26 protein-coding genes are annotated in these 26421 nt (G+C 71.7%); 12 read left to right on the plus strand and 14 right to left on the minus strand.

Annotation, left to right across the window (positions count from 1 at the left end):
- Positions 1-38: 38 nt before the first annotated feature.
- Entirely contained in the window at positions 39-863 is an 825-nt protein-coding gene (locus ACNNMR_RS41500; protein ID WP_419999921.1) for an endonuclease/exonuclease/phosphatase family protein, read from the minus strand.
- 266 nt (positions 864-1129) lie between these two features.
- Between ACNNMR_RS41500 and ACNNMR_RS41505 the strand changes: the two genes are divergently transcribed.
- Complete coding sequence (locus ACNNMR_RS41505; RefSeq protein WP_419999922.1) at positions 1130-2194, plus strand: hypothetical protein; 1065 nt, start codon at positions 1130-1132, stop codon at positions 2192-2194.
- 2 nt (positions 2195-2196) lie between these two features.
- On the plus strand, positions 2197-3303 hold the full coding sequence (locus ACNNMR_RS41510; RefSeq protein WP_419999923.1) for a hypothetical protein: 1107 nt from the start codon (positions 2197-2199) through the stop codon (positions 3301-3303).
- 4 nt (positions 3304-3307) lie between these two features.
- On the opposite strand, the gene ACNNMR_RS41515 is transcribed toward ACNNMR_RS41510, so the two are convergent.
- Positions 3308-4273 (minus strand): alpha/beta hydrolase, encoded by a 966-nt coding sequence (locus ACNNMR_RS41515; RefSeq protein ID WP_419999924.1) that lies wholly within the window; start codon positions 4271-4273, stop codon positions 3308-3310.
- A gap of 130 nt (positions 4274-4403) precedes the next feature.
- Between ACNNMR_RS41515 and ACNNMR_RS41520 the strand changes: the two genes are divergently transcribed.
- Positions 4404-5054: a TetR/AcrR family transcriptional regulator gene (locus tag ACNNMR_RS41520; protein WP_419999925.1), complete on the plus strand. Its 651-nt coding sequence runs from the start codon at positions 4404-4406 to the stop codon at positions 5052-5054.
- A 32-nt stretch (positions 5055-5086) separates the two neighbouring features.
- Here ACNNMR_RS41520 and ACNNMR_RS41525 read toward each other — a convergent pair whose 3' ends face one another.
- From ACNNMR_RS41525 to ACNNMR_RS41535, 3 genes are read right to left on the minus strand one after another with little or no spacing between them, the layout of a single operon-like run.
- Entirely contained in the window at positions 5087-5497 is a 411-nt protein-coding gene (locus tag ACNNMR_RS41525) for a VOC family protein (RefSeq protein ID WP_419999926.1), read from the minus strand.
- A 48-nt stretch (positions 5498-5545) separates the two neighbouring features.
- Positions 5546-6208 (minus strand): TetR/AcrR family transcriptional regulator, encoded by a 663-nt coding sequence (locus ACNNMR_RS41530; RefSeq protein ID WP_419999927.1) that lies wholly within the window; start codon positions 6206-6208, stop codon positions 5546-5548.
- Positions 6209-6247: 39 nt separating this feature from the next.
- A complete protein-coding gene (locus ACNNMR_RS41535) occupies positions 6248-7096 on the minus strand; it encodes a class I SAM-dependent methyltransferase (protein ID WP_419999928.1) in 849 nt (282 codons plus the stop codon).
- A 102-nt stretch (positions 7097-7198) separates the two neighbouring features.
- On the opposite strand from ACNNMR_RS41535, the gene ACNNMR_RS41540 reads away from it, so the two are divergent.
- Complete coding sequence (locus tag ACNNMR_RS41540; protein WP_419999929.1) at positions 7199-8506, plus strand: hypothetical protein; 1308 nt, start codon at positions 7199-7201, stop codon at positions 8504-8506.
- Positions 8507-8630: 124 nt separating this feature from the next.
- Positions 8631-9668, plus strand: coding sequence for a DNA-directed RNA polymerase subunit alpha (locus tag ACNNMR_RS41545; RefSeq protein ID WP_419999930.1), 1038 nt, complete (start codon positions 8631-8633; stop codon positions 9666-9668).
- Here ACNNMR_RS41545 and ACNNMR_RS41550 read toward each other — a convergent pair.
- On the minus strand, positions 9613-9996 hold the full coding sequence (locus ACNNMR_RS41550; RefSeq protein WP_419999931.1) for a hypothetical protein: 384 nt from the start codon (positions 9994-9996) through the stop codon (positions 9613-9615). The two genes, ACNNMR_RS41545 and ACNNMR_RS41550, sit on opposite strands and share 56 nt — an antisense overlap.
- Positions 9997-10013: 17 nt before the next feature.
- Here ACNNMR_RS41550 and ACNNMR_RS41555 point away from each other — a divergent pair, with 17 nt between their 5' ends.
- Together ACNNMR_RS41555 and ACNNMR_RS41560 are read left to right on the plus strand one after the other, a co-directional pair.
- The gene (locus ACNNMR_RS41555) at positions 10014-10757 is read left to right on the plus strand and encodes an alpha/beta hydrolase (protein WP_419999932.1); all 744 of its coding nucleotides are present in this window, start codon (positions 10014-10016) and stop codon (positions 10755-10757) included.
- A 40-nt stretch (positions 10758-10797) separates the two neighbouring features.
- Positions 10798-11538: a class I SAM-dependent methyltransferase gene (locus ACNNMR_RS41560; protein WP_419999933.1), complete on the plus strand. Its 741-nt coding sequence runs from the start codon at positions 10798-10800 to the stop codon at positions 11536-11538.
- Here the strand turns inward: ACNNMR_RS41560 and ACNNMR_RS41565 are convergent.
- The 8 genes from ACNNMR_RS41565 to ACNNMR_RS41600 form a co-directional block, all read right to left on the minus strand.
- Positions 11535-12737, minus strand: coding sequence for an FAD-dependent monooxygenase (locus ACNNMR_RS41565; RefSeq protein ID WP_419999934.1), 1203 nt, complete (start codon positions 12735-12737; stop codon positions 11535-11537). The two genes, ACNNMR_RS41560 and ACNNMR_RS41565, sit on opposite strands and share 4 nt — an antisense overlap.
- Positions 12734-14014: an MFS transporter gene (locus ACNNMR_RS41570; RefSeq protein ID WP_419999935.1), complete on the minus strand. Its 1281-nt coding sequence runs from the start codon at positions 14012-14014 to the stop codon at positions 12734-12736. Before ACNNMR_RS41570 ends, ACNNMR_RS41565 begins: the two co-directional genes overlap by 4 nt.
- Positions 14011-16515, minus strand: coding sequence for an ABC transporter permease (locus ACNNMR_RS41575; RefSeq protein ID WP_419999936.1), 2505 nt, complete (start codon positions 16513-16515; stop codon positions 14011-14013). Before ACNNMR_RS41575 ends, ACNNMR_RS41570 begins: the two co-directional genes overlap by 4 nt.
- A complete protein-coding gene (locus tag ACNNMR_RS41580) occupies positions 16512-17354 on the minus strand; it encodes an ABC transporter ATP-binding protein (RefSeq protein WP_419999937.1) in 843 nt (280 codons plus the stop codon). The genes ACNNMR_RS41575 and ACNNMR_RS41580 overlap by 4 nt, the downstream gene beginning before the upstream one ends.
- Positions 17355-17479: 125 nt before the next feature.
- On the minus strand, positions 17480-18154 hold the full coding sequence (locus tag ACNNMR_RS41585; protein ID WP_419999938.1) for a response regulator: 675 nt from the start codon (positions 18152-18154) through the stop codon (positions 17480-17482).
- Positions 18151-19371: a sensor histidine kinase gene (locus ACNNMR_RS41590; RefSeq protein WP_419999939.1), complete on the minus strand. Its 1221-nt coding sequence runs from the start codon at positions 19369-19371 to the stop codon at positions 18151-18153. Before ACNNMR_RS41590 ends, ACNNMR_RS41585 begins: the two co-directional genes overlap by 4 nt.
- Complete coding sequence (locus tag ACNNMR_RS41595) at positions 19371-20393, minus strand: fatty acid desaturase family protein (RefSeq protein WP_419999940.1); 1023 nt, start codon at positions 20391-20393, stop codon at positions 19371-19373. Before ACNNMR_RS41595 ends, ACNNMR_RS41590 begins: the two co-directional genes overlap by 1 nt.
- Before the next feature lie 60 nt (positions 20394-20453).
- Positions 20454-21665, minus strand: coding sequence for an acyltransferase family protein (locus ACNNMR_RS41600; protein WP_419999941.1), 1212 nt, complete (start codon positions 21663-21665; stop codon positions 20454-20456).
- A 186-nt stretch (positions 21666-21851) separates the two neighbouring features.
- Here ACNNMR_RS41600 and ACNNMR_RS41605 point away from each other — a divergent pair, with 186 nt between their 5' ends.
- The 5 genes from ACNNMR_RS41605 (at position 21852) to ACNNMR_RS41625 (ending at position 26391) form a co-directional block, all read left to right on the plus strand.
- Positions 21852-22577, plus strand: a complete 726-nt coding sequence (locus ACNNMR_RS41605; protein ID WP_419999942.1) for an RraA family protein — start codon at positions 21852-21854, stop codon at positions 22575-22577.
- Positions 22574-23722, plus strand: coding sequence for a pyridoxal phosphate-dependent aminotransferase (locus ACNNMR_RS41610; RefSeq protein ID WP_419999943.1), 1149 nt, complete (start codon positions 22574-22576; stop codon positions 23720-23722). The genes ACNNMR_RS41605 and ACNNMR_RS41610 overlap by 4 nt, the downstream gene beginning before the upstream one ends.
- A gap of 58 nt (positions 23723-23780) precedes the next feature.
- Entirely contained in the window at positions 23781-24398 is a 618-nt protein-coding gene (locus tag ACNNMR_RS41615; RefSeq protein ID WP_419999944.1) for a TetR/AcrR family transcriptional regulator, read from the plus strand.
- Between the two features lie 62 nt (positions 24399-24460).
- Complete coding sequence (locus ACNNMR_RS41620) at positions 24461-25237, plus strand: alpha/beta fold hydrolase (RefSeq protein ID WP_419999945.1); 777 nt, start codon at positions 24461-24463, stop codon at positions 25235-25237.
- Positions 25234-26391: a DUF3500 domain-containing protein gene (locus tag ACNNMR_RS41625; RefSeq protein ID WP_419999946.1), complete on the plus strand. Its 1158-nt coding sequence runs from the start codon at positions 25234-25236 to the stop codon at positions 26389-26391. The genes ACNNMR_RS41620 and ACNNMR_RS41625 overlap by 4 nt, the downstream gene beginning before the upstream one ends.
- Positions 26392-26421: the final 30 nt, after the last annotated feature.

The following is a 26421-nucleotide window of genomic DNA, read 5'->3' on the forward strand; positions in this document are numbered from 1 at the left end:
GGTCATGCAAGGTCACGAGTGTGGCAAGACGCGCCGCGTCAGGTCGGCTTGAGATCGGCGCGCACCAGGTGATGATCCGAGTGCTCGCTCTGCCGCACCTGATGCCCGAGCGGCTCGAAGCCGCGCGGGAAGATGTAGTCGAACTTGCTGTACCAGTCGGTGGTCACCCGGCAGTCGCCGGTCGACCGGGGCCGGCACTGCGGGTCCGTATCCCGGGCCAGCGGCCACATCCGGCCGAGCTCGGGGGACTCCGGCGTGGCGTTGAAGTCGCCGATCGCGATCGCCCGCTGGTGCCGGGCGAAGGCGGCGGCGAAGACCGGGACCTGCTTCGCCCGGATGTCGGCCTGCTCGCGCTCGGCGAGGTGGGTGTTGAAGACCCGGACGGACTGGCCGCCCACCTTGGTGGTGACCGCCATGTACCCGCGGTCCTCTGAGCCGCCCTCGGGATACTCCACATTCTCGCGGTCCGTCATCGGCGCCGCGGAGAGGATCGCCTGCCCATACGCCCCGGCGTTCCACGGGAAACCGCCGCAGCGGCCCATGTTCCGCAGCACCATCCCGTACTCGACGTGATACTTGAGCCCGTACCGGCTCCGCAGAAAGTCCCGGATCCGCTCGACGTCACGCTGGCACGCCTCCTGGAGCCCGATGACCTGCGGCGCGTACGAGGCGATCTCCGCCGCCCGGCCGGCGTTGTGCTCGGTGCCGCAGGGATTGCAGATGTTCCAGGTCATGACCCGGTTCGAGGCGATGTCCCGGACGGCCTCCGCGGGCAGCGGCTTGGCCGAGGGGGTGCTGCTGGGCGCGCTGGGCCCGAGCAGCACCAGGCAGGTCAGGATGGCGGCGCCCGCGAGCCACCGCATACCCCTCCCGAACACCATCGCCCTCCTCAACCCGCGCGCACGGGGAATCACATGCCATCCCCACGCACGAGGTTATGCGACGCGCCGTCGACACCGCATAAGGAGCCCCGCGGCGCCCCTGGACTCGAGGCAGGCGGCGCAGGCCCGCTGGTAGCACCGGGCCGGGCGCACTGACTCCGGCGCAGTCAACTCATCGGCCGAATGACGTATGTTCACGGGCAGGTGCACGCCAATAATGTGAGCGGCCTTCGCGGCTGGGAGGTCCCGTGAAAGGTCTCCGTGCGCTCTTGGTGTGTCTGGTGCTCGCGTGTGCCGCGGTGGCTTCACCCGCTGCCGCCGTAAGCCCGAAGTGGTCCGCGCTGCCGGTGCCGCCTGCGGGGGCCTCGCCGCAGACCGTCTCCGACCTGGCCGCGCGGGGGCCTGGTGAGGCGTGGGCGACCGGGTACGAGCATGCCGCGGACGGGGTGCGGCCGCTGTTGTACCGGTGGGACGGCAAGGAGTGGAGCCGCGACACCGGCTTCCCCGGCGCCGACGGGTCGGGATGGCTCGGCAAGGTGCAGTTTGTGGGCGACGAGGTGTGGATCTTCTCCAACCGGGCGGAGACGGGCGGCGAGATCCTGCGCCGCTCGGCGGACGGTTCGGGGTGGAGCGCCATCCCGCTGCCGCAAACCCTGTGGGTCTACCAGGACTTCACCGCCGTACCGGGGGCAGCGTGGGTCGTCGGCGAGGACGACACCGGCCTGAAGGTGCTGCACTACGACGGCTCCGGCTGGACCACGCAGTCGACCCCGGACGGGGTGCGATTCGTCATGGGCATCACCGCCCGCACCGCCACCGACGCCTGGGCCTGGGCGGACGCCGACACCGGCCCGGCCATCCTGCGCTGGAACGGCACCGCTTGGCGGGACGCGAAGGTCCCACTCCCGGCGAACAGCAACGTGCACACCATGCTGGTCGAAGGCCCCGGCAAGGTCACGATCACCGGCAGCCAGTACACCGACGGCGTATCCCGCGTCTATCTGATGACCTGGAACGGTCGCACCTGGCGCACCACCCACCCACCGCTCAGCGGAGACACCTACACCGAGGCGCTGACCCGCGGCCCCGACGGCGCCCTGTGGCTGCCGGTCCGCAGCGACCGGGCCTTCCAGTCGAAGTACGCGCGGCTCGACGGCCGCCGCACCACCTTCTCGTACGGACCCGAGCGCACGAACGCGATCGACGTCCAGCCGCGGGAGCTCGCGAGGGCCGGATCCGGGCTGCTGTCCTTCGGCACGGTCGAGATCTACGGCTCGAAGTCGAACCTCATGAGCGAGCGGCTGGGAGGCTGACCATGGCACGCCGACTGCTGGTCGCGGCGCTCGCCGTCGCGATGACCGTCATCACCCTCATGACCACGGCGGCGGCGGACACCCAGGCCTGGGAACACGTCCCGGTCCCCGCTCAGGTGCGCCCACAGGCCGGACTGAACGAGGCCGTGGCCTTCAGCCCCGACCGCGCATGGGCGGTCGGCGAGGACGCCGTCGGCCGCCAGGCGCCGGGTTTCCCGCTGGTACTTCGCTGGAACGGGACGGCCTGGCAGCGCCAGGCCCTGCCCGGAGTCAGCTGGCAGGGAAGGCTGCTGTCCATCGCCGCGACCTCGTCGACGTCGGTATGGGCGGTCGGCCGGGACACGGCGGGCGGCGCCCGCCTGCTCCGCTACGACGGCAGCACCTGGTCCGAGAGCCGGCCGCCGCACGGAGTCCTGCTGACGAAGGTCGTCGTGGGCGGCGGCGAGACCTGGCTGATCGGCTCGCGTGACGGCGCGCAGGTGCTGCTGCGCCGCGACGGGCGCGCGTGGCGGGAGGTGCCGGCGCCGCCGGGATCGGTGTACGGGCTGCACATCCTGGCCCCGGACGACGTCTGGGCTGCGGGAGACACCGCCTCGGGCGCGGCCGTATCGCACTGGAACGGCCAGGAGTGGCAGCAGACGATCGTCTATGGCTTCCCGCGCTCCGCCGTCGGCAGCATCCTCGCGGTCTCACCGACCGAAGTCTGGGCAGGCGGCACGGCCGGCTTCGTCGGCGGCCCTCCTGGCCGCCCGATTCCCCCGCTGCTGGTCCGCTTCGACGGCCAGACGTGGAGCCGGGTGACCCTACCGACCGACTTCGGCTCGATTGACTCGCTGGCGCCTTCGGCGTCGGGCGGGCTGGGCTGGATCTCGGTGGCCCGCTCCCAGAAATGGAACCCGGGCGGCACTCCACCGCTCATCCCCGGCCCGGACTTCCTCTCCTGGAACGGCCAGACCTTCACCGAGCACAGCGAACCCGCGGTGCCGGGCGAGGGCGAGTCGTGGACCCTGCGACTGGCCCCCGTGCCCGGCACGTCGACGGTGTGGTCGGTCGGCCGCGCGGACGGCCCGGAGAGCACCTTCGCACCGCGCATCCTGCGGTTCGGCTGACGTCTCAGGCCGCCAGCGACGCCCGGAGGAACCGGAGGATCTCCGCCCGAGCGGCCTCGGCCTGTGGTTCCAGGCCGGGCAGGGTGAGGAACGCGTGCTTGGCGTCCGGGTATTCGGACAGCCGCACCGACGTCCCGGCCGCGCGCAGCCGCTCGGCGTAGCGGCGGCCGTGGTCGGCGACGGCGTCCTGGGTGGGCACCACCACTAGCGCCGGCGCGAGCCCGTTCAGGTCGTCGGCGTACAGCGGGGACAATGCACGGGAATCGGTTCCCGACGGAACGGCCAGCCGCCGCAGGTACCGCAGCAGCGGGAGCGCCCGGCTCGGGCTGTAGGCGTACTCCTCGATCGACGCGTAGGCGAACATCGTCTCGGTCACCTCGGTCACGGGATTCACCAGCACCTGCGCCTTGAGCTCCAGGCCCGCCTCCCGGGCCCGGAGGGCCGTCAGGGCGCTGACCAGACCGCCGAAGCTCTCGCCGAACACGGCCGTGCGGGCTGGGTCGACGCCCCAGTGCGCGGCATGCCGCAGCACCTGCTGGAGGACCTCCCAACCGTCGTCGGCGGCGTCCGCGAGTGAGGTGTCCGGGGCGACGAGGCGGTGCTCGACCGATACGACGACGGCGGGCAGGCCGGCGGAGAGGTGGCTGTTGGGCCAGTCGCACTGCGTCGCCGTGCCCACGATGCCGCCTCCGTGGACATGCACGACGAGCGGCAGGCCGGTGCCGGGCGCGGCTGCGTCGGCTCCCGTCGGGGCGGCCGGCCGGTATACCCGGACCGGCACGTTACGGCCGGGCAAGGCGATCTCCTGCCACTCGATGGCGGTGCCGGGATGCGGCTCCCCGAGGAACGGCCGCGCCGCACCGGAGGCCCGCCAGCGGTTCTCCGCCTCGCGGTAGGTGAGCAGCTCCTGATCGGTGATCGTCTCGAAGTCCGGCTCGGGCGGCCGGACCGCGGTCGTGGTCTCGCTCATGGCTCCTGCTTCCCGCCCGGCCAACTGCCGGGCAATGCGGCGTGGTTGAAACAGCGATGCCCTCATTATGCACGCGGTGCGTGCAACGGCAAGTGCATAGGTTAGGCTCGGACTTGACGAGAGGGGCGAGATGACTGGCCGCAGACGATGGTCGACCGAGGAGATCCTGGACACCGCGGCGGAGCTGCTCCGTACGGGAGACGCCGAGTCGTTCAGCGTGCGCAAGCTCGCCGCGGCGCTCGGCACCGACTCCTCCAGCCTCTACCGGCACTTCCGCAACAAGACCGAGCTGCTGCGCGCGGTCGCCGACCGCATCCTGGCGACGGCCATGGACGGCTATCGCCCAGAGGGCGACTGGAAGCAGCGCATCACCGGCCTGGCCCTGCGCCTGCGCGAGGCGTTCGGCGAGCAGCCCCAACTCGCGGCGGTCTGGGGGCGCTACGGTTCCGGTGGCACCGGCTCGCGGCTACTCATGGAGGAGCTGCTGCAGGCTTTGCGCGCGTCCGGCCTGCCCGACGAGCAGATCCCGGCGCGCTATCACCGCATCGTGATCCTCGTCGCCGCGCTGGTCACCGCCGACGCCGGCTTCGGGACCGTCGCCCCCACGGAATACGAACAGGGCATGGAGCAGTTCCGCGTCGCGGTCCTGGGCGCCGACCCCGACCGCTTCCCGGCCCTGGCCCACTTCGCCCGCGACATCCGCCCCCTCGGAGCGGACCGCCGGGCCGCCTTCGAAGAGATCCTCGCCGTCCAGCTCGCGTCGATCGAGGCGGCGGGCTAGGGCGTGTATCGAAGTAGGTGGCGCGCCCAGCCCTAGCCGCGCTTGGGCCAGGTGGGGCCCTGATCGGTCCAGATGACACCCTTGTTGCGGCAGAGGCAGAAGGGGTGGCCGATGGGGTCGGTGTAGACGCGGAAGCCGTAGCCGTCGGGGCCTGCGCAGTCCCGCTCCAGGGTCGCGCCGAGGGCCAGGATGCGGCGCTGTTCGGCCTCGATGTCGTCGACTTCGAAGTCGAGGTGGAACTGCTTGGGGTGCTCGCTGTCGGGCCACTGCGGGGCGCGGTAGTCCTCCACCCGGATGAAGGCGAGTTCGAATTCGCCGAACTTGATGCCTGCCCAGAAGTCGTTGCTGTCCTCCTTGACGGGGAGCCCCGTCACCTCGGAGTAGAAGGCTGCGAGCTTCATCGTGTCCGGGCAATCGATGATGAAGTCGGTGAGTCGTAGCATCCCGCGATGCTGCCACATGCCCGGATGAGCCGGACTTTGAGACACGTGCTAGCCCACGTCCGCGCCCGTCCGCGCGATCAGCGCCGTAACGGAGGTGACGAGCACCTCGCGCGCCGCCTGCCGGGACAGCTTGAGCCCGGTGCGCAGCGCGTCCCAGTGCTCCCAGGAACCCGCGGCCACCAGGCAGTCCAGCAGCCGCGCCCGCTCCCGCTCGCCCAGCAGGTCCAGCTCAGGCCCGAAGACCGACTCGACCTGGTCCTGGGCCAGCGCGAAGGTGCGCTCCTTGATCCGCTGCAGCTCCTTCGAGAACGGCTCCTCCAGCCGAGCCGCCCGCCAGCTGGGCGTCATCTTCTCCAGCAGCCGCGCCCGCTGCCGCGCGAAGGCCTCGATGCGTACGTCGACCGGCTGCCCGGCCGGGATCGGCCGCGACAGCGATAGAAGCACCTGATGGTCCCGCTCCCCGGCATGCGTGAGCAGCGTCTCCAGGTCGGCGAAGTGCTGCCAGACCGTACGCAACGACACCTCGGCCCGCTCCGCGATCGCCCGCGCCGTCGGCCGCAAGTCGCCCTCGGCGTGCAGCGCCCGCATCGCGTCGATGATCGCCAGCCGCGTCCGGTGCGAGCGGGCGGCCCGCCCGTCGGCCGGCTCGGGGGTGGCGGGCGCCGGAACGGCGGGCACGGGCTTCGTACGCGATCGGCGGTCGCTTGGCACAGCCGGATAGTAGCACCGGGAATGCAAATACCCGCGTGCTCAGGAGGGGCTGAAGCCGTCGCCGAGGCGGTACAGGTTGAGCCGGTACGCGGCCAGCTTCTCCGGCACCTCCGCGGTCATCACATCAACGAACTCGCGGCGCGGCGCGGGCAGGGCGTCGAGGATCACGGTCGGGTAGTCGGTGAAGGTGCGGGTCTCCAGCAGGCGGATGTCCGGGTGCCAGGACTCCGGCGTCCGCGCGTCGTCGCAGTGCCACTGCATGCGGGCGGCCATCAGACTGAGGGCGTCGTGCTCATCCTGGGTGTCGACCATCGACGCGGCGGCGGCATCCGTGGCCAGCAGCGAACCGGGAAAGCGGTGCGCCAGCCGGGACATCAGTCCGCGTACCTCCTCCTCCGACAGGTAGGGAAGCACCGCCTCCGCGGAAAAGAAGAGCGGCCCGGGCAGGGCGGCCGCCTCCGCGAGCCACGGCTCGTCGAGCACCGAGCCGCCGACGGTGCGCCGCCGTTCGCCGTCGGGGCCGAAGAGGCGCAGCCGCAGTGCGATCGCGTCGGGCAGGTCGAGGTTCAGCCAGTGGGCCCGGCCGTTGTCGGTGCGCTCGTAGCGGGTGTTCAGGCCGCAGCCGATCTCCACGACGGTGCCGGTGGGGCGCTCGGCCAGGAAGGCGCGGATCCAGTGGTCGAAGAGCAGGGTGCGGAAGACGCTGCCGAAGAGGCTCGGCTTGCCGTCGAAGCGGGCGAAGTCGTAGTCGAGGGCGGCGACCATCTCCAGCGCCTTGGGGTCGCGCAGCATGCCGTCCGGGTCGCGGGTCTCGACGGCGCGGCCGTAGAGGGGGATGAGCAAGGTCTCCTGGACCGTGCCCAGTTCCGGGGCGATGGCCTGATCCATGGACTGGCTCCCTTCGGTGGGGTGGTCTGCCTGACACCGTACATGTTAATGGTTCCCATTTTCATGTACGGTGCTGACATTGCCAAGCACTTGGAAGGACCCATGACTTTCCTGACAAAGATCCGCAAGGCCGCCTACGCGGCCGTCATCTCCCTCGCACTCGTCGCCCCCCTTGCCGCCTGCGGGCAGGACGAGGACGGGGATGGGGGCGGCACGGCCAAGCCGGGCGCGAGTAAGAGCCAAGGCAAGAACCGGGAGCAGGCCGGCGACTGGCCCGCCGAGAAGGCGGGGCACGGGCAGCCGCGGCTCCGGGCGCTCATATCCGCGCAGGGGTCAGGGGAGCTCAGCGTCGTCGACATCGCGAGCGGCAAGACCGAGCAGACGCTGAAGCCGGCCGGGCAGTCCCGGCCCGTGACCACCGAGGACGGCACCCACGTGCTGCTGCCGCAGGGTGAGCAGGGGGTCACGCACCTCGTCGACGCGGGCATCCGCTGGCACGACCACGGTGACCACAAGGACCCGCGGCACGAGCCCGCCCGCATCGTCGGGCAGCTCAAGGGCGACTCGCCCTCCCATGTGGTCCCGCACGGCGAGCACGTGACCGTCTTCGACGACGGGACCGGCAAGGCGGAGGTGCTGCACGTCGGTGGCGAGCACGCGAGTACGAAACCCGAGCGGGAGCTCACCACCAAGCGGCCGCACCACGGCGTCGCCGTGACCCTGGACAGCGGCGAGATGATCGCCAGCCTGCCGGGGAAGACCTCGGACGACCCGGCCACGGGCGTCGCCGTCTACGACAAGGACAACCGGCGCACTGACACCTTCGCCGAGTGCCCGGGGCTGCACGGCGAGTACGCCGTCTCCGACAAGCAGCTGCTGTTCGGCTGCGAGGACGGCGTGCTGGTCCTGGAGCGGAAGGGCGGCGGCTGGGACAGCAGCAAGATCGACAACCCGGAGGGTACGGGTGACGAGGAACACGTCAGTTCCTTCGTCGGGCAGGGGGCCGGCCGCATCCTCGGCACCTTCGGCGACAAGGCCATGGTCGCCGTCGATCTCAAGGACAAGAAGCTGCGCCGGATCGACCTGCCCGCCGACCGGGGCGCGTACGCCTGGGACCCGTACTGGAACCAGGGTCTTGCGCTGACAGCGAACGGAGAGCTGCACGCGATCGACCCGAAGGCGGCGAAGGTGACCCACTCCTCGAAGGTGACCAGCCCGTTCAAGGTGTCCGCGGACTGGACGAAGAATCAGCACTCGCTCGCCCCCGGCGAGAAGGCCGTTTACCTCACCGACCCCTACACCAGCGCGCTCGTAGAGGCCGAGGTGTCCAAGGAAGGTTTCCAGGTCAGCCGCACCAAGAAGCTCGACCGGAAGCCGTACGCGATCACGGTTCTGGGCATGGCCGACTGACACCCGCCGACGTGCCGCGACGCACCCGGTTGGGCGGGGCGGTCTCGGTTAGGGGTGAGTAGCAGGTATTTTGCAGTGTGCAGGGCGTCAAATGGCGGGCGCCCATTACTGGAGGCAACACCACATGCTCATTGCTCAGCGCCCCTCCCTGACCGAAGAGGTCGTCGAGGAGTACCGGTCGCGGTTCGTCATCGAGCCGCTGGAGCCCGGCTTTGGCTACACCCTCGGCAACTCGCTGCGGCGCACGCTCCTCTCCTCGATCCCGGGTGCGGCGGTCACGTCGATCCGCATTGACGGCGTGCTGCACGAGTTCACCACCGTGCCGGGCGTCAAGGAGGACGTCACCGACCTCATCCTCAACATCAAGCAGCTGGTCGTCTCCTCGGAGCACGACGAGCCCGTCGTGATGTACCTGCGCAAGCAGGGCCCCGGCGTGGTCACCGCTGCTGACATCGCCCCGCCGGCCGGCGTCGAGGTCCACAACCCGGACCTGGTCCTGGCCACGCTCAACGGCAAGGGCAAGCTGGAGATGGAGCTGACCGTCGAGCGCGGTCGAGGCTACGTCTCCGCCGTCCAGAACAAGCAGCTGGGCCAGGAGATCGGCCGGATCCCGGTCGACTCGATCTACAGCCCTGTGCTCAAGGTCACGTACAAGGTCGAGGCGACCCGTGTCGAGCAGCGCACCGACTTCGACAAGCTGATCGTCGACGTCGAGACCAAGGAGGCCATGCGTCCGCGCGACGCCATGGCGTCCGCCGGCAAGACGCTGGTCGAGCTCTTCGGCCTGGCCCGCGAGCTCAACATCGACGCCGAGGGCATCGACATGGGCCCGTCGCCGACCGACTCGGCGCTGGCCGCCGATCTGGCGCTGCCGATCGAGGAGCTCGAGCTCACGGTCCGGTCGTACAACTGCCTCAAGCGCGAGGGCATCCACTCCGTGGGTGAGCTCGTGGCGCGGTCCGAGGCGGACCTGCTCGACATCCGTAACTTCGGCTCGAAGTCGATCGACGAGATCAAGGAGAAGCTGACCGGCATGGGCCTCGGCCTCAAGGACAGCGCTCCGGCCGGCTTCGACCCGACCGCCGCGCTTGGCGCCGCGGCCCCGTTCAGCGCGGGCGCCGACGATGTCGACGCGGGCTTCGCGGAGACCGAGCAGTACTGATCGAGCAGTACTGAGCACAGCTCGGCCGGTGGCCCCGTACGGATCCGTTCCGTACGGGGCCACCGGCATGTCTCAGCCCTCGGCGCTCCTCGGGGCTCGGGAGTGTCCGGGCCTGGACCCAGCCGTGCTGGACCATGTCATTGCGCTCGGCCTCGCCGTGGACCAGGACGTCGAGGCCGCTCTGCTGCACCGGCCGTGTTAATGTCCTGACGGCCGTGCGACAGATCCAGGAGGTGGTACCCGTGAACTCAGTATCGACATGGGTGCTCCCCTCCGGGGTCACGGTCGGGCGGTAGACAGGTCGTCCGGGAGCGCCGTTTCCGTGCACTCCCGAAAGGCACGACCATGCACTTCACTTCTGAGCAGCGCCTCGATGACGGCGTCTTCGAGCGCGCATTCACCCTTGGCGAGATCCCCGGCATCCTGTGGATGCCCGCGTCGGCCCCCGTATCCGAGCCGGTTCCGCTGATCCTGCTCGGCCACCCTCCGCTCGGGCTGGGCAAGATGTATCCGCGCCTGGTGGCGCGGGCCCAGCACGCCGCGGCGGAGGGCTTCGCCACGGCGACCATCGAGTTGCCCGGGAGCGGGGACCGGCCCCGGCTGCCGGACCTGGAGCGAGGCCGCGCCGGCCTGCGCCGGGTGCTGGAGGCCGGCGAGCCGGTCAGCGACGAGATCATCGATGCCCTCACCCTCCCGCTGGTCGAAAAGGCCGTACCGGAATGGCAGGCGGCCCTGGACGCCCTGCTGGCGCTGCCCGGGATCGGCGGCCCGGTCGGATTCTCGGGGGGAGTGATCTCCATCGGTGTCCGGCTCGCGGCGGTCGAGCCGCGGATCGCGGCCGCCGGCCTGTTCGCCGGGAGCTTCGTGCCGCGCGTCATCTTCGAGGAGGCCCGGCAGGTCACCATTCCGCTGTACGTCCTGCTGCAGTGGGACGACGAAGGGAACGACCGGCAGGCGGCCCTGGACCTCTTTGACGCCTTCGGCTCCAAGGAGAAGACCCTGGAGGCCAATCTCGGCGGGCACACCGGCGTCCCGCAGTTCGCCGGGGAGGGGGCGGGCCGGTTCTTCAGCCGGCACCTGAAGCAATAATCAGTGGACAACGCGTAAGGCGGCAGCCAGCGTTGTCCGAATGCGACAAGACGAGCTCTGGAACGAAACCGTCGCCCGGGGATACGACACCCCGGGCGACGGCATGTTCGCCCCCGAGGTGCTGGAGCCGACCGTGGCCCGGCTGGCCGAGCTCGCGGGAGGTGAGGCCGCGCTCGAATTCGCCATCGGTACGGGCCGGGTGGCGGTGCCGCTCGCGGAGCGCGGGGTGGCCGTGACCGGGATCGAGCTGTCGGCGGCGATGGTGGCGCAGCTGCGTACGAAGGCGGACGAGGCGATGATCCCCGTGGTCATGGGGGACATGGCGACGACCGTCGCGCCCGGGCGATTCGGCCTGGTCTATCTCGTGTACAACACGATCTCCAATCTGCTCGACCAGAGCGAACAGGTGCGCTGCTTCCGTAACGCCGCCAGGCATCTCCGGCCCGGCGGCCGCTTCGTGATCGAGCTCTGGGTGCCCGAGCTGCGCAAGCTGCCGCCGGGGCAGCAGGCCACGGTGGGCGTGAGCGAGCCCGGATACATCCTTCTGGACACGTACGACACGCTGCGGCAGCACGTCGTCTCGCACCACTTCCGGTTCGACGACTCCACAAAGGCGGAGCTCTTCCGCAGCCCGCACCGCTACATCTGGCCGGCCGAGCTCGACCTGATGGCCGAGCTGGCCGGCTTTGAGCTGGAGAGCCGGCATGCGGACTGGGGCGGCGGCGAGTTCACCGCCGAGTCGCGGTCGCATGTGTCCGTCTACCGGCTGCCGTCGGCCTAGCCGGCGACCGGGTCGGGCAGGGTGAGGGCGGTGTGCGCCGGGCGGCCCGTGTCCGGTGGCAGGGTGGTGAGGCTGCGGAGTCGGGCGTTGCGCTGCTCCAGGGCCTCGGCGGTGGTGGGGAAGAGGGCGGCGCCGCCCTTGCCGACCAGGTCCTGGTTCTGTTCGACGAAGCCGCGGGTGTCGCGTTCGTAGACGGTGAAGGCCGCCTTGTGGTCGTTGGAGTGGGTGGCCAGTGAGTGGGCGAGCATGTAGGCGCCGACGAGGGCGAGGCTGGAGCCCTGGCCGGTCAGGAAGGACGGGGCGTACGCGGCGTCACCCAGGAGCGCGACCCGGCCGCTGGACCAGCGGGGCATGCGGATCTGGCTGACGGTGTCGAAGAACGGGTCGTCCGCGTGGCGCATGGCGGTGAGCAGCTCCGGGATCTCCCAGCCGTCGTCCGCGAAGGTGGCGGCGACCAGGTCGCGTTGGGCCGCGGGGTCGCGGAGGGCCTCGTACGGCGGTTCCGGGTGGGCGAAGTTGAGGAATGCGTGCAGCTCGTTGCTGTCCTTGACGGCGTAGAGGGCCGCGGCTCTGCCGGGGGTGTTCCAGAGGAGCACCTCGTGGGAGAGGCCGTATGTGTTGGGCATGGTGAAGATCGAGAAGCAGTAGCCGAGATAGCGGTGGAAGGGCTCCTCCGGGCCGAAGACGAGACTCCGGGTGTGCGAGTGCAGGCCGTCCGCGCCCAGGACGACGTCGAAGGTGCGCCGGGTGCCGCTGCGGAAGGTGACGTCGATGCCGTGGTCGTGCTCCGCGAGCGTGGCGATGGAGTCGTCGAATACGAACTCCACCTTGTCGCGGACCGTCTCGTACAGGACGTCGGTCAGCTCGCCGCGCGGCACCTCGACGTCGTGTCCCTCGACGCCGCCGGCGAGTGCCTGGGGGTGCACCACGGCCGCCTTCTTGCCGTCGGCGTCGAGAAAGGTCAATTGGCGGGAATTGATGTGGGCTTCCCGCAGCCGCGGCAGGATGCCCATCCGGCGGGCCACCTCGACCGCTGTGCCCCGCACGTCGATCGGGTAGCCGCCGCCCCGTACGCCGGTGGATTTCTCCACGACGGTCACCGTGAATCCGTACCGGTGCAGCCAGTACGCCACGGCAGGCCCCGCGATGCTCGCGCCGGAGACGAGGACCGTGCCTTTGGATGCGGTTTCTGTATTCATGCTTCGACTCCGATCTGTGCTGTCTTGCTTGCGCGGGTGCCGCGGACGAGCGTGGCCGCCAGTACCGCGGCGATCGCGAACATGCCGGTGCCGATCGCGATATAGGTGAATACGCCCGTGGCCGAGTTCACCGTGTCGCCGTCGACGTCCACGGTGGTCGCCTTGAGTACGGTCCCGCCGACGAAGTCGAGGACCACGGCGCCGATGGAGACCATGACCATGACGAGGCTGGACACGATGCCCTGGCGTTCGGCGGCGGCCAGGCTGATGGCCATGTTGAAGCCCGCCGCCCCCAGTGCTCCCGCCGTGATCCCCAGCAGGAAAGCGAAGCAGAGCGCGGCGGCCAGCTCGGAGGCCCCGAGGAACATGCCGATCGTGCCCACCGTCCCGAGCGCGACCGCCCCGGCCAGCGTCGGCGCCGGTCCGATGCGCGCGGCCAGCCATCCGGCTGCCGGACCGCCGAGCGTGACCCCGATCCCCGGCGCCGCGAGCAGCAGCGCCACCGAGCCCTGGTCGGCCAGCCCGTACCCGAGATCCTGGCCCGCCGAGACGTCGCCGATGAGCGGGATGAGCTGCAGCATGCTCTGGTACGAACCGGCGGCGAGGAAGATCACGAGGAGGGTGAGCACCAAAGGCCGCCCGAGATTCCTGAGGCCACCGCCGGCCCGGCTGCTGCTTGGAGTCTTGACCACCGGCGATTCGGGAACGACCTTGCGGACGCAGACGGCCATCGCGACCGCTACGACGGCCGAGATCAGGAACAGGATCTGAAAGCCGAACTCCTTGGCCAGCTTCTCGATGAAGAACCGGGACGCGATATTGAGCACCGCGGAGCCCGAGGTCACGATGCCCACGACGATCATTCCGATGCGGGGCGCGCAGGCGCTCCGTACGATCGCGACGGACAGGAACATCGCGGCCAGCGCCGCCCCTTGCAGCATCCGCCCCGGCACGAAGAGCCACAGGCTGGGCGCCACCGCGCACAAAAGCGCGCCCGCGCAGCTGAGGAGCAAGGTCAGCACGAGCACCTTGCGCTTTCCGTGCTTATCCGCGGCCTTTCCGAGCAGCGGAGCCCACACCACCCCCGCCAGCATCGCCGTGGCGTTGAGCCATGCGGGCTGACTGGTCCCGAAGTGGTCGAGCATCTCCGGCAGTACGACCAGCGGCGCGGTGATGGCCGAGTCGACGACGAAATTCACCAGGGAAAGGACGGCGACCAGGCCTATCAGCCGCGCGTTCCACTTTGTGTGCAATCCGGCTTCATCGATGTCGGTCATGCCTTCCTCTCGCGTAGTGCCGCGCGGGCAGGCAGGGTTACGGCGAGGAGGCCGAGGCCTACCGCGGTGGCGGTGAAGGTGCCGTACAGGAGCGGCGGGATGTGCGGGGACTCGCCCGTCAGGCCGCGCATCATCGGCGTCAGCGTGATCATGGCGATGGTGGTGCCGAGGACCACGCCTGCCGCGGAGACCAGGAGGCTTTCCCAGCGGAGCATCCGCAGGACCTGGCGGCGGGTGGAGCCGACGAGGCGGAGCGTGGTCAGCTCGCGGCGGCGGTCGAGGACCGTCATCACGAGGGTGTTGACCGCGGCGACGGCGGCGAAGCCGCCGAGGATCGCGGCCATCACGTAGTTGGACCAGGCGCCGAGCTCGCGGTCGGTGTTCTGCGCGGCGACATAGCCGGAGGCGTCGGAGACCTCGCCGAGGCCGAGCCCGGTCAGCGACTTCGCGTCGCCGCCGCGTACCAGCAGTGTGCTGTCGAAGCCCGATGTGACGTGCCCGGCCAGCGAGGCCTGGTCCATGGTCACCGCGGGCAGGCCCAGGCCGCGGCCGTACACCGACACGACCTCTGGGCGGGCCTTGGTGCCGTCCGGGAGATAGATCGGCAGCTTGTCGCCGACCTTGACCTTCGCGCCGTTGGCGAGGGTCTTGTCGATGGCGATCCGGCCCGGGCCTACGCGGTCCAGGTCGCCGTCGCGTACGTCCAGGTCCTGCACCTTGGCGAGTTGGGCGCCGGAGCCCGAGATGGCCTGGGTCGGCGTGGCCTGCAGGGACACCTCGCCGCCGCCGTGCACGGGCACCAGCACCTGCGCGTCCTGCATGCTCACGGCCGCCTCGACGCCGGGCGCGTGGGCAGCCCGCTCCGCCGCGTCGCCGGACAGGCCCGCCGGGCCGCCCGTGACGACGTGGTCCGCCGTGATGCCGTCGCGGAGCTGCTCCGAGGCGACCTTGCTCTCGCTCGTGTGCATGAAGACCAACGTCGAGGCGAAGGCCATGGCCAGCACGATCGGGGTGATCGCGGAGGCGAGGCGGCGGGAGTTGGTACGGGAGTTGGCCGCCGCCAGCGACGCCGAGGCGCCGCCGCTGCGCAGCAGCGTGCCGAAGAGGGTCGCGCACAGCCGGGCCACCAGCGGGCCGAGCAGGGCGATGGCCAGCATGAAGAGCATGATCACGCCGAGCGAGGCATTGGCCGCGTTGTCACCGCCCGCGGACGCGGCGACCCCGGCGAGGGTCGCGCCGCCGCCCAGGGCGCCGAGGCCCAGGACCGTACGGACGATGCCGGGCCGCAGCCGCTCCACCGAGGCCTCGTTGAGCGCCTGCCCCGGCTTGATCTTCGCGGGCCTGCGCCCGGCGATCGCGCCCGCGCCGAGCGCCGTGAGCAGCCCGACCACGATCGCTGCGAGCATCGGGAGCCCCGACACGTGCAGCCCGACCGCCTCCGGGATGGCGCCCCGGTCCTGCAGCTGCCCGAACCACCAGTGCGCGAGCCCGATCCCCGGCAGCGACCCGAGCAGCCCGGCAAGCGGCGCGACGAGCAGCGCCTCGGACGCGACCGCGCGGCGGATCTGTCGCGGGGTGGCGCCGATGGCGCGCAGCAGCGCGAACTCGCGGCTGCGCTGGCCGACGGACAGCGCGACCGTGCCGGCCGCGGTGAAGACGGCGACCAGGGTGGCGATGCCGCCGAAGGGGCCGCCGAGGGAGGTGAGCGTCTCCTTGGCGTACATCAGGCCGTGGTCCTCGGCCTCGCCGCGGCCGTCGCCGGTGTGGACGTTGACGCTGCTGCCGAGGGCCTTCTCCACGGAGGCGGCGAGGGCATCGGTGTCGGTGCCGGGCTTCGCCAGCACGGCGATGGCGTCGGCCTTGCCGGGGTGCCCGGCGAGCGTGGCGGACTGGGCGTCGGCGAACCAGGCCGTGGGCTTGGCGCCGTCGGCGGTGTCTCCGGCGCCGGCCTTGGCCAGGCCTGACACCCGGAAGTCGGCGGGTCCCGAGGCGGTTTCGAGCGTGACGGTGTCGCCGACGGCGGCCTTCGCGGTACGGGCCGCGCCGGAGTCGAGCACCACCTCGCCGGCCGCCGGGGCGGAGCCCGCGGACAGCTTGGTGCCGGTGAAGGCGTGCGAGCCCCAGCCGTGGCCGGTGACGGCCGCGCCGGCGGCCCGTACCGGGAAGGTGAAGTCCGGCACCGCGGCCTGGGCGCCCGGGGCCCCCGCGGCCTTCGCCGCGAGGCCCGTGTCGACGCGAGCGGTGTCCGGCAGCGGGAAGGAGGTCTCCTCGGGGCCGTCGACGGAGTCGGCGACGAGCCGCGCGGACTGGTCGGCGGCCGCGACGACCGGCGCCTTGTCGTAACGCTCCGCCGGAACCGAGGCCCGCAGCCCCGTCTCCAGGAGGATGCCGCAGGCGGTGACGATCAGCGCCGACATCATCAGCGCGACGAAGGTGCCCGCGAAGGAGGCGGGCTTGAAGCGGACGGCCGCGCGGGCCAGCCCATTCGGCTTCAGCATCATGCCGCGACACCCGCCATCGCGCCGGTACGGGACGTGAGCGCGGTCATCCGCGCGGCGATCTGGTCCGCGGTGGCGCGCTCCAGGCCGCCGGCGAAGGTGCCGTCGGCGAGGAAGAGCACGCGGTCGGCCCAGGCGGCGGCGGAGGGGTCGTGGGTGACCATGACGACGGTGGCGCCGAGGGTGTCCACCGCGTGCCGGAGCAGGCCGAGGACCTCGGTGGCGGTGCCGGTGTCGAGGGCGCCGGTGGGCTCGTCGGCGAAGATCACGTCCGGGGTGGTGACCAGGGCGCGGGCGACGGCCACGCGCTGCTGCTGGCCGCCGGAGAGCTCGCCGGGGCGGCGGTGCGCCTTGTCGGCGAGCCCCACCTGGGCGAGCACTCCGGCGGCGCGGCGGCGGTCCTGCCGCTGCCCGGCGAGGCGCATCGGGAGCAGCACGTTCTGCTCCACGGTCAGCGACGGCAGCAGGTTGAAGGCCTGGAAGACGAAGCCCAGGCGGCTGCGGCGGAGCTCGGTGAGCTCGTTCTCGCTCATCCCGGTGATCTCGGTGCCGCCGAGGCGTACGGACCCGGCGGTGGGCCGGTCGAGCCCGGCCGCGCACTGCAGGAAGGTGGACTTCCCGGAGCCGGACGGGCCCATGACCGCGGTGAAGGTGCCGCGGGGGAGGGCGAGGTCGATGCCGGCGAGGGCGTGCACCGTGCCGCCCCCGCGGCCGTACGTGCGCCGGACACCGCTCAGCTCGACGGCGAGTCCGGACGCGGTGGCGGGGGCCTGGGTGGGGGCCTGTACCGGGGCCTCCCGCCGGTCGTCCGCCTGCTGCCGCTTGCCTTTACGTAGCCTCATGTCCTGCCCTCTCACGATCTTCTCGGTGTGACGGGTAGAGAGTGCGGGGACGGCTGCGGGCCGGTCGTCATACCGCGGAGCCAAGCTGGAGGGGGTACCCCGGTAGGGGGCGGGCGGGCCGAGTGCTACTCGCCCGCGGTCACCAGCCCCGACTCGTACGCGAAGACCACCGCCTGGGCGCGGTCGCGCAGGTCGAGCTTGGTGAGGACGCGGCTGACGTGCGTTTTCACCGTCTGCTCGGCGAGCACCAGGATCGCCGCGATCTCCGTGTTAGACCGGCCGCGGGCCACCAGCGTGAGGACCTCTGTCTCGCGTTCCGTCAGCGCCTTGAGCCGCTGGGCGGGCTTGCCGCCCGCGGTGGGGCGGCGGGATGCGAAGTCCGCGATGAGGCGGCGGGTCACCGAGGGCGCCAGCAGCGCCTCGCCGGAGGCGACGACCCGTACCCCCGCGACGAGGTCGTCCGGTGGCGCGTCCTTGAGCAGGAAGCCGCTCGCGCCCGCCCGCAGCGCCGCGTAGACGTAGTCGTCGACGTCGAAGGTCGTCAGCATCAGGACGCGCGGCCGGTGCGTGACCCCCGGCGGTGGAGCGAGCAGGCGGCGGGTGGCCTCCAGGCCGTCCATCTCCGGCATCCGGACGTCCATCAGCACGATGTCCGGATGCGTGCGCCGGCTCAGCTCGACGCCCTGCGCGCCGTCGGGTGCCTCTCCCACCACGTCGATATCGCTCTGGGCGGCGAGCAGCGAGACGAAGCCCGCCCGCACCATGGCCTGGTCGTCGACGACGATGACACGTGTGGTCACGTGAAGTCCTCTTCAGTCAGGGGGAATTGGGCACGCACCTGGAAGCCGCCGTCCGGCAGCGGCCCCACATCGAGCGATCCATCGGCGAGCCGCACCCGCTCGCGCATGCCGACGAGGCCATGCCCGGTGCCGCCCTCCTCGAGCGGCGCGTCGGGCGGCTGCGGCGCCGGGCCGTTCACGACGAGGACGGTGAGCCGCTCGCCGTCCGCCGCCACCGACACCCGCGTCGAGGCGCCGGGCGCGTGCCGTACGACATTGGCCAGGGCCTCCTGGACGATCCGGTACGCGGACAGCCCCACCGCCTCCGGCACCTCGGCGTCGCACGGCGTGAACTCCACCGGCACGCCCGCCCGCACCGTCGCCTCCGCCAGCTGCCAGATCCGCGTCAGGTCCGGCTGCGGGGCGAGGTCGCCGTGCGCCTCCTCGTTCCGCAGCACGCCGAGGAGCCGCCGCATCTCGCCGAGCGACTCGCGCGCGGTCGTCGCAATGGACGTGAACTCGTCCTTCATGTCCGGCGGCACGTCGTCGTGGCGATACGCCACCGTGCCCGCCTGCACGGTGATGACGGACATGTGGTGCGCCACCACGTCGTGCAGCTCGCGCGCGATGCGGGCGCGCTCCTCCAGCAGCGTCCGGCGGCCGCGCTCGGCCTCGCTGATCGACTCCTGTACGGCGAGCCGGCGCTGGGCCTCGTATCGCTCGCGGAGGGCGGCGCCGAGGAGGAGGGCGACGCCGCCGAGGATGGTGAGGAGGGCGTTCTTGGCGTTCCAGCCGTTGGGCGCGGCGAAGCCGAGACCGACGTTCGCGGCGGCCGTCGCCAGCCACACCAGCACCAGCGTCCGGCGCGACTCGCGCAGGCCGAGGGCGAGGCAGAGGCCGACGTATCCGACAATCGCCATGACCGGGAAGGGCCAGAGGTGCCGGGCGTCGAAGTCGACGCCGAGCAGGGCGATCGCCCCGGCGATGTCCGCGGCGAAGATGACGTACCAGGCCTGCAGCGGGCGGACGACGGCGAGCAGCAGCGGCGCGGCCTGGGCGACGGCCAGGGCGCTGGCGGCGACGGCGTTCAGGCCGTACTCGACGCTGAGCACCTGGATGGTGGTGGGCAGCAGGGCGACGGTCAGCACGAAGGCCAGGCCCCACGGCAGCACCCGTACCCACCGGCGGGAGGCTCCCGCGAGCAGCGCGCGGCGGCGTTCGTCCTCGACGGAGATCATCAGATGTCCAGTCGCAGCGGCTCGCCGACTTCGTTCATGTGCCGCAGGGCCTGCCGGTAGGAGTCGATGAGCCCGGTCTCCGCGTACGGGATGCCGAGGTCACGGCAGTGGTCCCGGACCGCGCGCTGGGCGCGCCTGAGGTGGGGGCGGGGCATGCTGGGGAACAGGTGGTGCTCGATCTGGTAGTTGAGGCCGCCGAGGAACCAGTCGGTGAGGACGCTGCCGCGGACATTGCGCGAGGTCAGGACCTGGCGGCGCAGGTGCCCCCACTTCTCGTCGCCGTCCGGGTCCGGCATGTCCATCCCCTTGTGGTTGGGGGCGAAGGCCATGCCCAAGTGCAGCCCGAAGAGGGCCTGATGGAGCGCGGCGAAGACGAGCGCGTGGGTGAGCGGCATGGTCGCCAGGAGGAGGGTGGCGTAGCCGATGACGTGGGCGATGAGGAGCGCGCCGTCCACCAGGCGCTCGCGGCCGGTCTGCCGGCGGAGGTGCTGGAAGCCGTAGACCTTGAGGGCGAGGCCTTCGAGGAGGGTGAGCGGGAAGAAGAGCCACGCCTGGTGGCGGGTGAGCCAGCCGCGGAAGCCGGTGCGGGTGGCGGCCTGCTTGCTGGTGAAGACGAGGACGTCGGCGGCTACGTCGGGGTCCTTGTCGATGTGGTTGGGGTTGGCGTGGTGGCGGTTGTGCTTGTCGTTCCACCAGGCGTAGCTCATGCCGAGCAGGAGATTGCCGTGGATGAGGCCGATGCGGCGGCTGGTGGCGCGGTCGCCGGTGATCTGGGCGTGGCCCGCGTCGTGGCCGATGAAGGCGGTGAGGGCGGACAGGACGGCGAGTACGGGGGCGAGCGCGAGCACCCACCAGGAGCCGCCGATGAGCGCCATGGCGGCGATGACGGCGGCGAGGCTGAGGGCGTTGACCGCGATGGTGCGGGCGTACCAGCGGGGGCGTCGGTCGAGCAGCCCCCGAGCCTTGATGTCGCGCAGCAGGGGCGCGAATTCGCTCCCCGTGGCCGGTGGGGCTTGCGTCACGGTGTGGTGCTCCTGGGGTCGGTGGAGGGTGATGGCGGCGGGGTCGTGGTGGTTCATCGCTCACGCCGCCAGTGCGAAGGAGGCGAAGCCCGCCGCGAGGACGCCGGCCGCCGTGCGGCGGGCCGTGCCCGTACGCACCCACGGGGTCTCCAGGGGCTGGGCGAACTTCGTGATCACCACGAGCAGGCCCGCGAAGAGCGGCATCCAGGCCAGCCGCGCCAGGACCCACCCGGCCCCGTCGGGCGCGGTGGTGAGTCCTGGGATGTGACCGAGATGCGAGGCCGGGACGGCGGCGGCGAGCATCGCCGTCTGGTGCCAGCAGAGGATGGTCATCGCCGAGAGGTTGATGACCACGACCGGGGCCCAGAGCGCGGGGCGCTTGAGGAGCCGCGCGAGCTTGTCGCGGAGCAGGATCGCGGCGCCGGACTGGGCGGCCGCCAGGGCGAGCACGAGCAGGGACGGCGGGTGGGAGTTCGTACGGGCCTCGCCCGGGACGCCCACCATCGACGTCGGATAGTGGAAGGCGAGCAGCAGCGTGGCGAACAGCGCCACACCGCCCACGAGCAGCAGCCACGCCTCGCGGCGGCCGAGCCGCTTGCCGGCCCAGGAGACGCCCAGCTGGTACGCGAACATCCAGCCCGGCAGTAGATTGAGCAGGCTCAGCCAGGACGGCATGGCGTCGGCGTACGGCCCGTAACGGAGGAAGTCGACGACGGCGACGGAGCCGAGCAGCGGGATCGCGGCCCGGAAGCCCAGGCGGCGTGAGGCCCGGATGCAGTATGGGGTGAGGGCCGTGATCACGGCGTAGACGCCGACGAACCACAGGGGCTGGACGACCAGCGTCGACGCGGTGTGGAGGGTGGCGGCCGGGACGTCGAAGCCGTAATGCAGCAGGGGAATGAGCAGCGCCCAGATGGCGGTGACGCCGAGGACCGGGCGGCCCAGGCGTTTGAGGCGGCCCGCGATCCATTGGCGCGTGGAGCCCGTGCGGCGCTGGTAGGAGAGATACGAGGAGTAGCCGCCGACCAGGAAGAAGATGCCCAGCAGCTGGAGGAACCAGCTGGCGGGCGCGAGCGCGGCGAAGCTCGACAGCGGGCTGGCGTTGTGCAGCCCGCCGCCGGTGTCGAGGGTGAAGCCGCCGAGGAGCCAGTGGCCGGTCGGGACGGCGAGGAGCGCGAGGGCGCGCAGGCCGTCGATGGCGCGGTCGCGGTGGGCGGGGGTCCTGCCGTCGATCTTCGCGGTGAGCTCCGTGAGCTTCGTGAGGGTCTTCATCGCAGGTCTCCCGCTGTCTCGTCCGTGGTGACAGAGAGGAACGTAAGAAGGCGGTGGCGGGCGCGGCGTCACGCTGGGGAGCTAAGTCCGCGGTGATACCGCGGTAGGGGGTGGCTCGGGTGCGCGCTGAGCGGCTATGGTCGTCGTATCTGAGAAGAGTACCTCACTTAAGAGTGGAGACTCATTATGTTCATAGCTGCGGAGACGGACAGCGTGTTCGTCGCGCCGGGCTGGGACCGGGTGGCGGCGGCGGAGACGAGCCGGCTCGGGGAGGCGCCGGCGGCGAACGTCGGTGATGCGCTGCAGCGCATGACGGTCATGGATGGCGGCATACGTCTGTGCACCGAGCGCGCCGCGCTGCTGGGCAATGCGCTGACGGTGGACGTACGGTCCGGCGACAACCTGGCCATCCATCGGGCGCTCGACGAAGCGCGGCCGGGCGACGTTCTGGTGGTCAACGGGCACGGGGACATCACGCGGGCGCTGATCGGCGATCTCATCGGCGAGATCATGGTGAATGCCGGGGTGGTGGGGGCGGTGGTCGACGGTGCCGTACGTGATGTGCAGGCGCTGTCCGAGATGGGCCTGGCCGTCTATGCGCGGGCGATCACGCCTGCCGGTCCGTTCAAGGACGGGCCCGGAACCATCGGCGCTCCGGTGGCGGTCGGCGGCCTGGTGGTGGCGGCGGGCGACGTGCTGGTCGCGGACGCCGACGGGGTCGTGGTGGTGCCGCGGCAGCGGGTAGGAGAGGTCGTGGCCGCGGTCGACGGGATCGGCGAGAAGGAGGAGGCGCTACGGCGGCGCATCCTGGCCGCGCGGGCCGAGGGTGCGGCGCGCTCGGGTGATGTGGCGGCGACGGGCCCCGGCGAGGCGGGCGCGGGGCGCTCCGGCGATGCGGCCGCGGCCCGATGACCGCTCCGCCGCCCGCCTTCCGGCTCGCGGAGCTGCGCCGCCTCTCGCGGCGCCCAGCCCTCGCCCCAGCCCCGCCCGGATCCGTATCCCTCGCCATGGGCGAGCCGGACCTTCCGACCCCGCCGCCCGTGATCGAGGCCGCCGTGGCCGCCCTGCGCGCCGGGCACACTCACTACGCCGACCAGAAAGGCCTGCCGGAGCTGCGCGCCGCCCTCGCATCGCGGCTCCCCGCGCACCCCGGGCGGACCTGGACCGCCGACGACATCCTGGTCACCCACGGCGCCACCGCCGCCCTCGCGGCCGTCGTGCAGGCGATGATCGGCCCCGGCGACCGCGTCGTCATCCCGGAGCCCGCCTACTCGCTGTACGCCGACCTGGTCGTCCTCGCCGGAGGCACCGTGGACTTCGTCCCGCTCGCCCCCGACCTGCACTGGGACCTGGACGCGCTGGCCGCCGCGCTGCCCGGCGCGGCCATGATGATCTTCTCGAACCCGTCGAACCCGACCGGCATCGTCCACACCGACCACGAGCTCAAAGCCCTCGGCAAGCTCCTCGACGGCTCCGGCACCCTGGTCGTCAGCGACGAGGCGTACCACCGGCTGGTCTATCCAGGCCATGAGCTGACCTCCGCCCTGGAGATCGAATCGCTGCGCGACCGGACGGTGTACGTGCAGACCTTCTCCAAGACGTACGCGATGACCGGCTGGCGGGTGGGCTGGCTGACCGGGCCGCGCGAGGTGGTGGACGCGGCGGCGCAGGTGCACCGGACGTACGGCGGATCGCTGAACACGGCCGTCCAGCACGCGGCCCTGGCCGCCCTCGACCTCCCGGACGGCGTCGTCGACGCCATGGCCGAGCGGTACGGGCGGCGCCGCGAGCTCGTGGTCGGGCAGCTGGCCGGCGTGCCCGGCCTGCATCTTGTGCCGCCGGAGGGGGCGTTCTACGGATTCCTCCGCTACGACTCCGGCCTGCCCTCCGCCGCGGTCGCCCGAGAACTCGCCGACCGCGGGGTGCTGGTCAGGGCCGGCGCCGAGTACGGGCCCTCGGGGGAGGGGCACATCCGGATCTCGTTCGCCGCCGCCGAGGGCGACCTGCGGACCGGGCTGGCCCGCATCGTCCGCCACCTCGGCGCCGCGGCATGCTGAGCGCGCGGCACGCAGGAGATATCCTGCGCCTGCACTTCGACGAGGGCGGAGGAGGCCCGTGACTGATCAGCAGGCGGCCCCGGAGGGGGCGCGCAAGCTGCGCAGCGACACCCGCCGCAACCGCCGGCGCCTCCTCGAGGCCGTCGGCGAGCTCGCCCGGGAGGCGCCCGACCAGCTCACCATGCAGGCCGTCGCGGCCCGCGCGGAGATCGGCCCGGCCACCGCCTACCGCTACTTCTCCACGATGGACGACGCGCTCGCCGCCTACGTGCTCAGCGTCGTCGAGGAACTCCGCGACTACAGCGCGGCGTCGACCGCCGAAGGACGGCCGCTCTTCGACGCCGTCGTGGACAAGTGGGTGGACCTGCTCGCCGAGCACGGCCCGGCGCTGGTGCAGCTGAGGTCCCGGCGCGGGTATCTGGAGCGGCTGCACAGCGGCAACGAGATCATGATCGCCGTACGGGACGCGTGGGGCCGGCCGGTGCGAGGGCTGCTCGAGGACCTCGGGGTCGCGGAGGAGATGAGCGAGTACGCGCTGTTCCTCGCGAACATGCTCTTCGATCCGCGGGAGATCCAGGACCTGCTGCAGCAGACGGAGCTGTCCCGGCGCGAGGTCATCACCCGGCTGACGGAGGCATATCGCGGTGCCGTACGCGGGTGGGCGCGAGCAGGTTAAGTGATACGGTCCTCTCAATTCGCATGAGCATCTCTGTGTCAGCGGCGACAAGGGAGTCTGCAATGGGAACCACCGTCCGGGCAGGTGAGCTCGACGTCGGGTGCATAGATGACGGCGGCGCCGGGGTGCCGCTCGTGCTCGTCCATGGCGGCGAGAGCGACCGCACCCAGTTCGCGGCCCTGCGTGCGCACCTCGGCGCACGGATACGGGCGATCTCCTACGACCAGCGCGATTCGGGGATCACCGTGAACCCGCCGGCCCCGTACACGATGGCCGACCTCGCCGATGACCTCGTCGCCCTGCTCGATGCGCTGGGGCTCGACAGCGCGCATGTGCTGGGCACATCCTTCGGCGGCGCCGTCGCGCAGCACGCCGCGCTCCGGCATCCCCGGCGGATCGCCTCCCTCGTCCTGGTCGCGACCACGCCGAGCTTCGCGATGAGCAGCGCGGCCATCAATGAACTGCTGGACATGTCCCACGAGGACCGGCAGCACGCGGCCGCGGACTTCTTCTTCACGCGGGACGGCCAGGCCGCGATGCGGGCGGCCCGGCCCGCCCAGACGCTCACCGCCCGCGATCCCGGGCAGAGCGCCCGCCGCCACGCCGTCGCCCGGCAGCACGAGATCCGGGAGCGGCTGGGGGAGATCTCCGTACCCACCCTGATCGTGCATGGCACGGCGGATCGGCTGGCGCCGTACGCCGGTGCCGTCCTGATGGAGCGGCAGATGCCGAAGGCCGAGCTCCGCTCGATCGAGGGCGGGCGGCACGGGATCGCGGTGGAGTTCGCGGGCCGGACGGCCGGCTGGGCGCGGGAGTTCCTCGGGGTGAGTGCGGCATGACGGAGGATCTCAGCCGCCAGGTCGCGAGCCGGATGGCCGCGGCTGCCCAGGCGTGGCTCGACTCGCTGGATGCGGCCCAGCGCACGCTGGGTGTCGGGCCGCCGCCGGGCGCCGACGGTACGGGTGCGGACGGTACGGGTGCGGACGGCGTGGGCGAGGCCGAGCGCACCCGCTGGTTCTACACGCCCACCGACCACGGCGGCCTCACCTTCCACCAGCAGCAACCCGCCCAGCACCGCCTCGTGATGGGGCTGCTCGCCAGCGGGCTGTCCGAAGCCGGGTACAACACCGTCGCTACCGTCCTCGGGCTTGAGAACGTACTCGACCGCGTCGAGGGCTTCTCGGCGAACTGGGGGCGGGAGCGGACCCGTGACCCGGGCATGTACTACCTGCGGGTCTTCGGCGAGCCGGGTGGGGTGCGGCCGTGGGGCTGGCGGTTCGGCGGGCACCACGTCTCGGTCAACTACCTCGTGGTGGACGGGCTTGTCGCCGCCTCCACGCCCTGCTTCCTCGGCGCCGACCCGGCCGTCTCGCCGCTGCTGGGCGGCGCGTCGCTGCGACCGCTCGGCACGGCCGAGGACCTGGCCCGCGAGCTGGTCCGCTCGCTGCGCCCGGAGTCCGCCGCGCGGGCGGTGCTGCTGGGCCGCGCTCCGAACGACATCGTGGCGGGCAACAGCACCCGAGTCGACGACCGGGTGGTGTACCGCCACGAGCTCTGGCGCCCCGGCCCGTATGTCCCGGAGCGTGCGGAGCGCCCGGCCACGGGGTTCGACGGCGCGAACCAGCGGGCGCTGGCCCTCAGCGCGCAGCCCAAGGGCGTGGCAGGCGGCGAACTCGACGCCGCGCAGCGTGAGTTGTTGCGCGCACTGCTCGGCGCATACCTCGACCGCGTCCCGGACGGCGTATCCCCGCTGCCCCGCTACGACGACCCGGCGGCGCTCGACGCCGTGCACCTCGCCTGGGCCGGCTCCACGACCCCGGGCGAGCCGCACTACTACCGCCTGCAAGGCCCGCGGCTGCTCATCGAATTCACCAACACCCAGCGCGGCGTCAACCACGCCCACTCCGCGTGGCGGGACCCGGAGACCGACTTCGGCGGCGACGTCCTGGCCGCCCATCACGCCGCGCACCACCGGACCACCCCAACGCGCTAGCCAGCTAGGCAAAAAAGTTATTCATTAGAC

This window comes from Streptomyces boninensis, from assembly GCF_048572725.1.
GTDB classification, from domain to species: Bacteria; Actinomycetota; Actinomycetes; order Streptomycetales; family Streptomycetaceae; genus Streptomyces; species Streptomyces boninensis.

Coding starts and splice junctions, on each gene's coding strand:
- ACNNMR_RS41580 (WP_419999937.1), bottom strand. CDS start 17,354: ATGAGGCTACGTAAAGGCAAGCGGCAGCAGGCGGACGACCGGCGGGAG.
- ACNNMR_RS41555 (WP_419999932.1), top strand. CDS start 10,014: ATGCACTTCACTTCTGAGCAGCGCCTCGATGACGGCGTCTTCGAGCGC.
- ACNNMR_RS41560 (WP_419999933.1), top strand. CDS start 10,798: ATGCGACAAGACGAGCTCTGGAACGAAACCGTCGCCCGGGGATACGAC.
- ACNNMR_RS41545 (WP_419999930.1), top strand. CDS start 8,631: ATGCTCATTGCTCAGCGCCCCTCCCTGACCGAAGAGGTCGTCGAGGAG.
- ACNNMR_RS41535 (WP_419999928.1), bottom strand. CDS start 7,096: ATGGATCAGGCCATCGCCCCGGAACTGGGCACGGTCCAGGAGACCTTG.
- ACNNMR_RS41510 (WP_419999923.1), top strand. CDS start 2,197: ATGGCACGCCGACTGCTGGTCGCGGCGCTCGCCGTCGCGATGACCGTC.
- ACNNMR_RS41605 (WP_419999942.1), top strand. CDS start 21,852: ATGTTCATAGCTGCGGAGACGGACAGCGTGTTCGTCGCGCCGGGCTGG.
- ACNNMR_RS41540 (WP_419999929.1), top strand. CDS start 7,199: ATGACTTTCCTGACAAAGATCCGCAAGGCCGCCTACGCGGCCGTCATC.
- ACNNMR_RS41590 (WP_419999939.1), bottom strand. CDS start 19,371: ATGATCTCCGTCGAGGACGAACGCCGCCGCGCGCTGCTCGCGGGAGCC.
- ACNNMR_RS41600 (WP_419999941.1), bottom strand. CDS start 21,665: ATGAAGACCCTCACGAAGCTCACGGAGCTCACCGCGAAGATCGACGGC.
- ACNNMR_RS41625 (WP_419999946.1), top strand. CDS start 25,234: ATGACGGAGGATCTCAGCCGCCAGGTCGCGAGCCGGATGGCCGCGGCT.
- ACNNMR_RS41565 (WP_419999934.1), bottom strand. CDS start 12,737: ATGAATACAGAAACCGCATCCAAAGGCACGGTCCTCGTCTCCGGCGCG.
- ACNNMR_RS41520 (WP_419999925.1), top strand. CDS start 4,404: ATGACTGGCCGCAGACGATGGTCGACCGAGGAGATCCTGGACACCGCG.
- ACNNMR_RS41575 (WP_419999936.1), bottom strand. CDS start 16,515: ATGATGCTGAAGCCGAATGGGCTGGCCCGCGCGGCCGTCCGCTTCAAG.
- ACNNMR_RS41610 (WP_419999943.1), top strand. CDS start 22,574: ATGACCGCTCCGCCGCCCGCCTTCCGGCTCGCGGAGCTGCGCCGCCTC.
- ACNNMR_RS41620 (WP_419999945.1), top strand. CDS start 24,461: ATGGGAACCACCGTCCGGGCAGGTGAGCTCGACGTCGGGTGCATAGAT.
- ACNNMR_RS41570 (WP_419999935.1), bottom strand. CDS start 14,014: ATGACCGACATCGATGAAGCCGGATTGCACACAAAGTGGAACGCGCGG.
- ACNNMR_RS41515 (WP_419999924.1), bottom strand. CDS start 4,273: ATGAGCGAGACCACGACCGCGGTCCGGCCGCCCGAGCCGGACTTCGAG.
- ACNNMR_RS41500 (WP_419999921.1), bottom strand. CDS start 863: ATGCGGTGGCTCGCGGGCGCCGCCATCCTGACCTGCCTGGTGCTGCTC.
- ACNNMR_RS41525 (WP_419999926.1), bottom strand. CDS start 5,497: ATGCTACGACTCACCGACTTCATCATCGATTGCCCGGACACGATGAAG.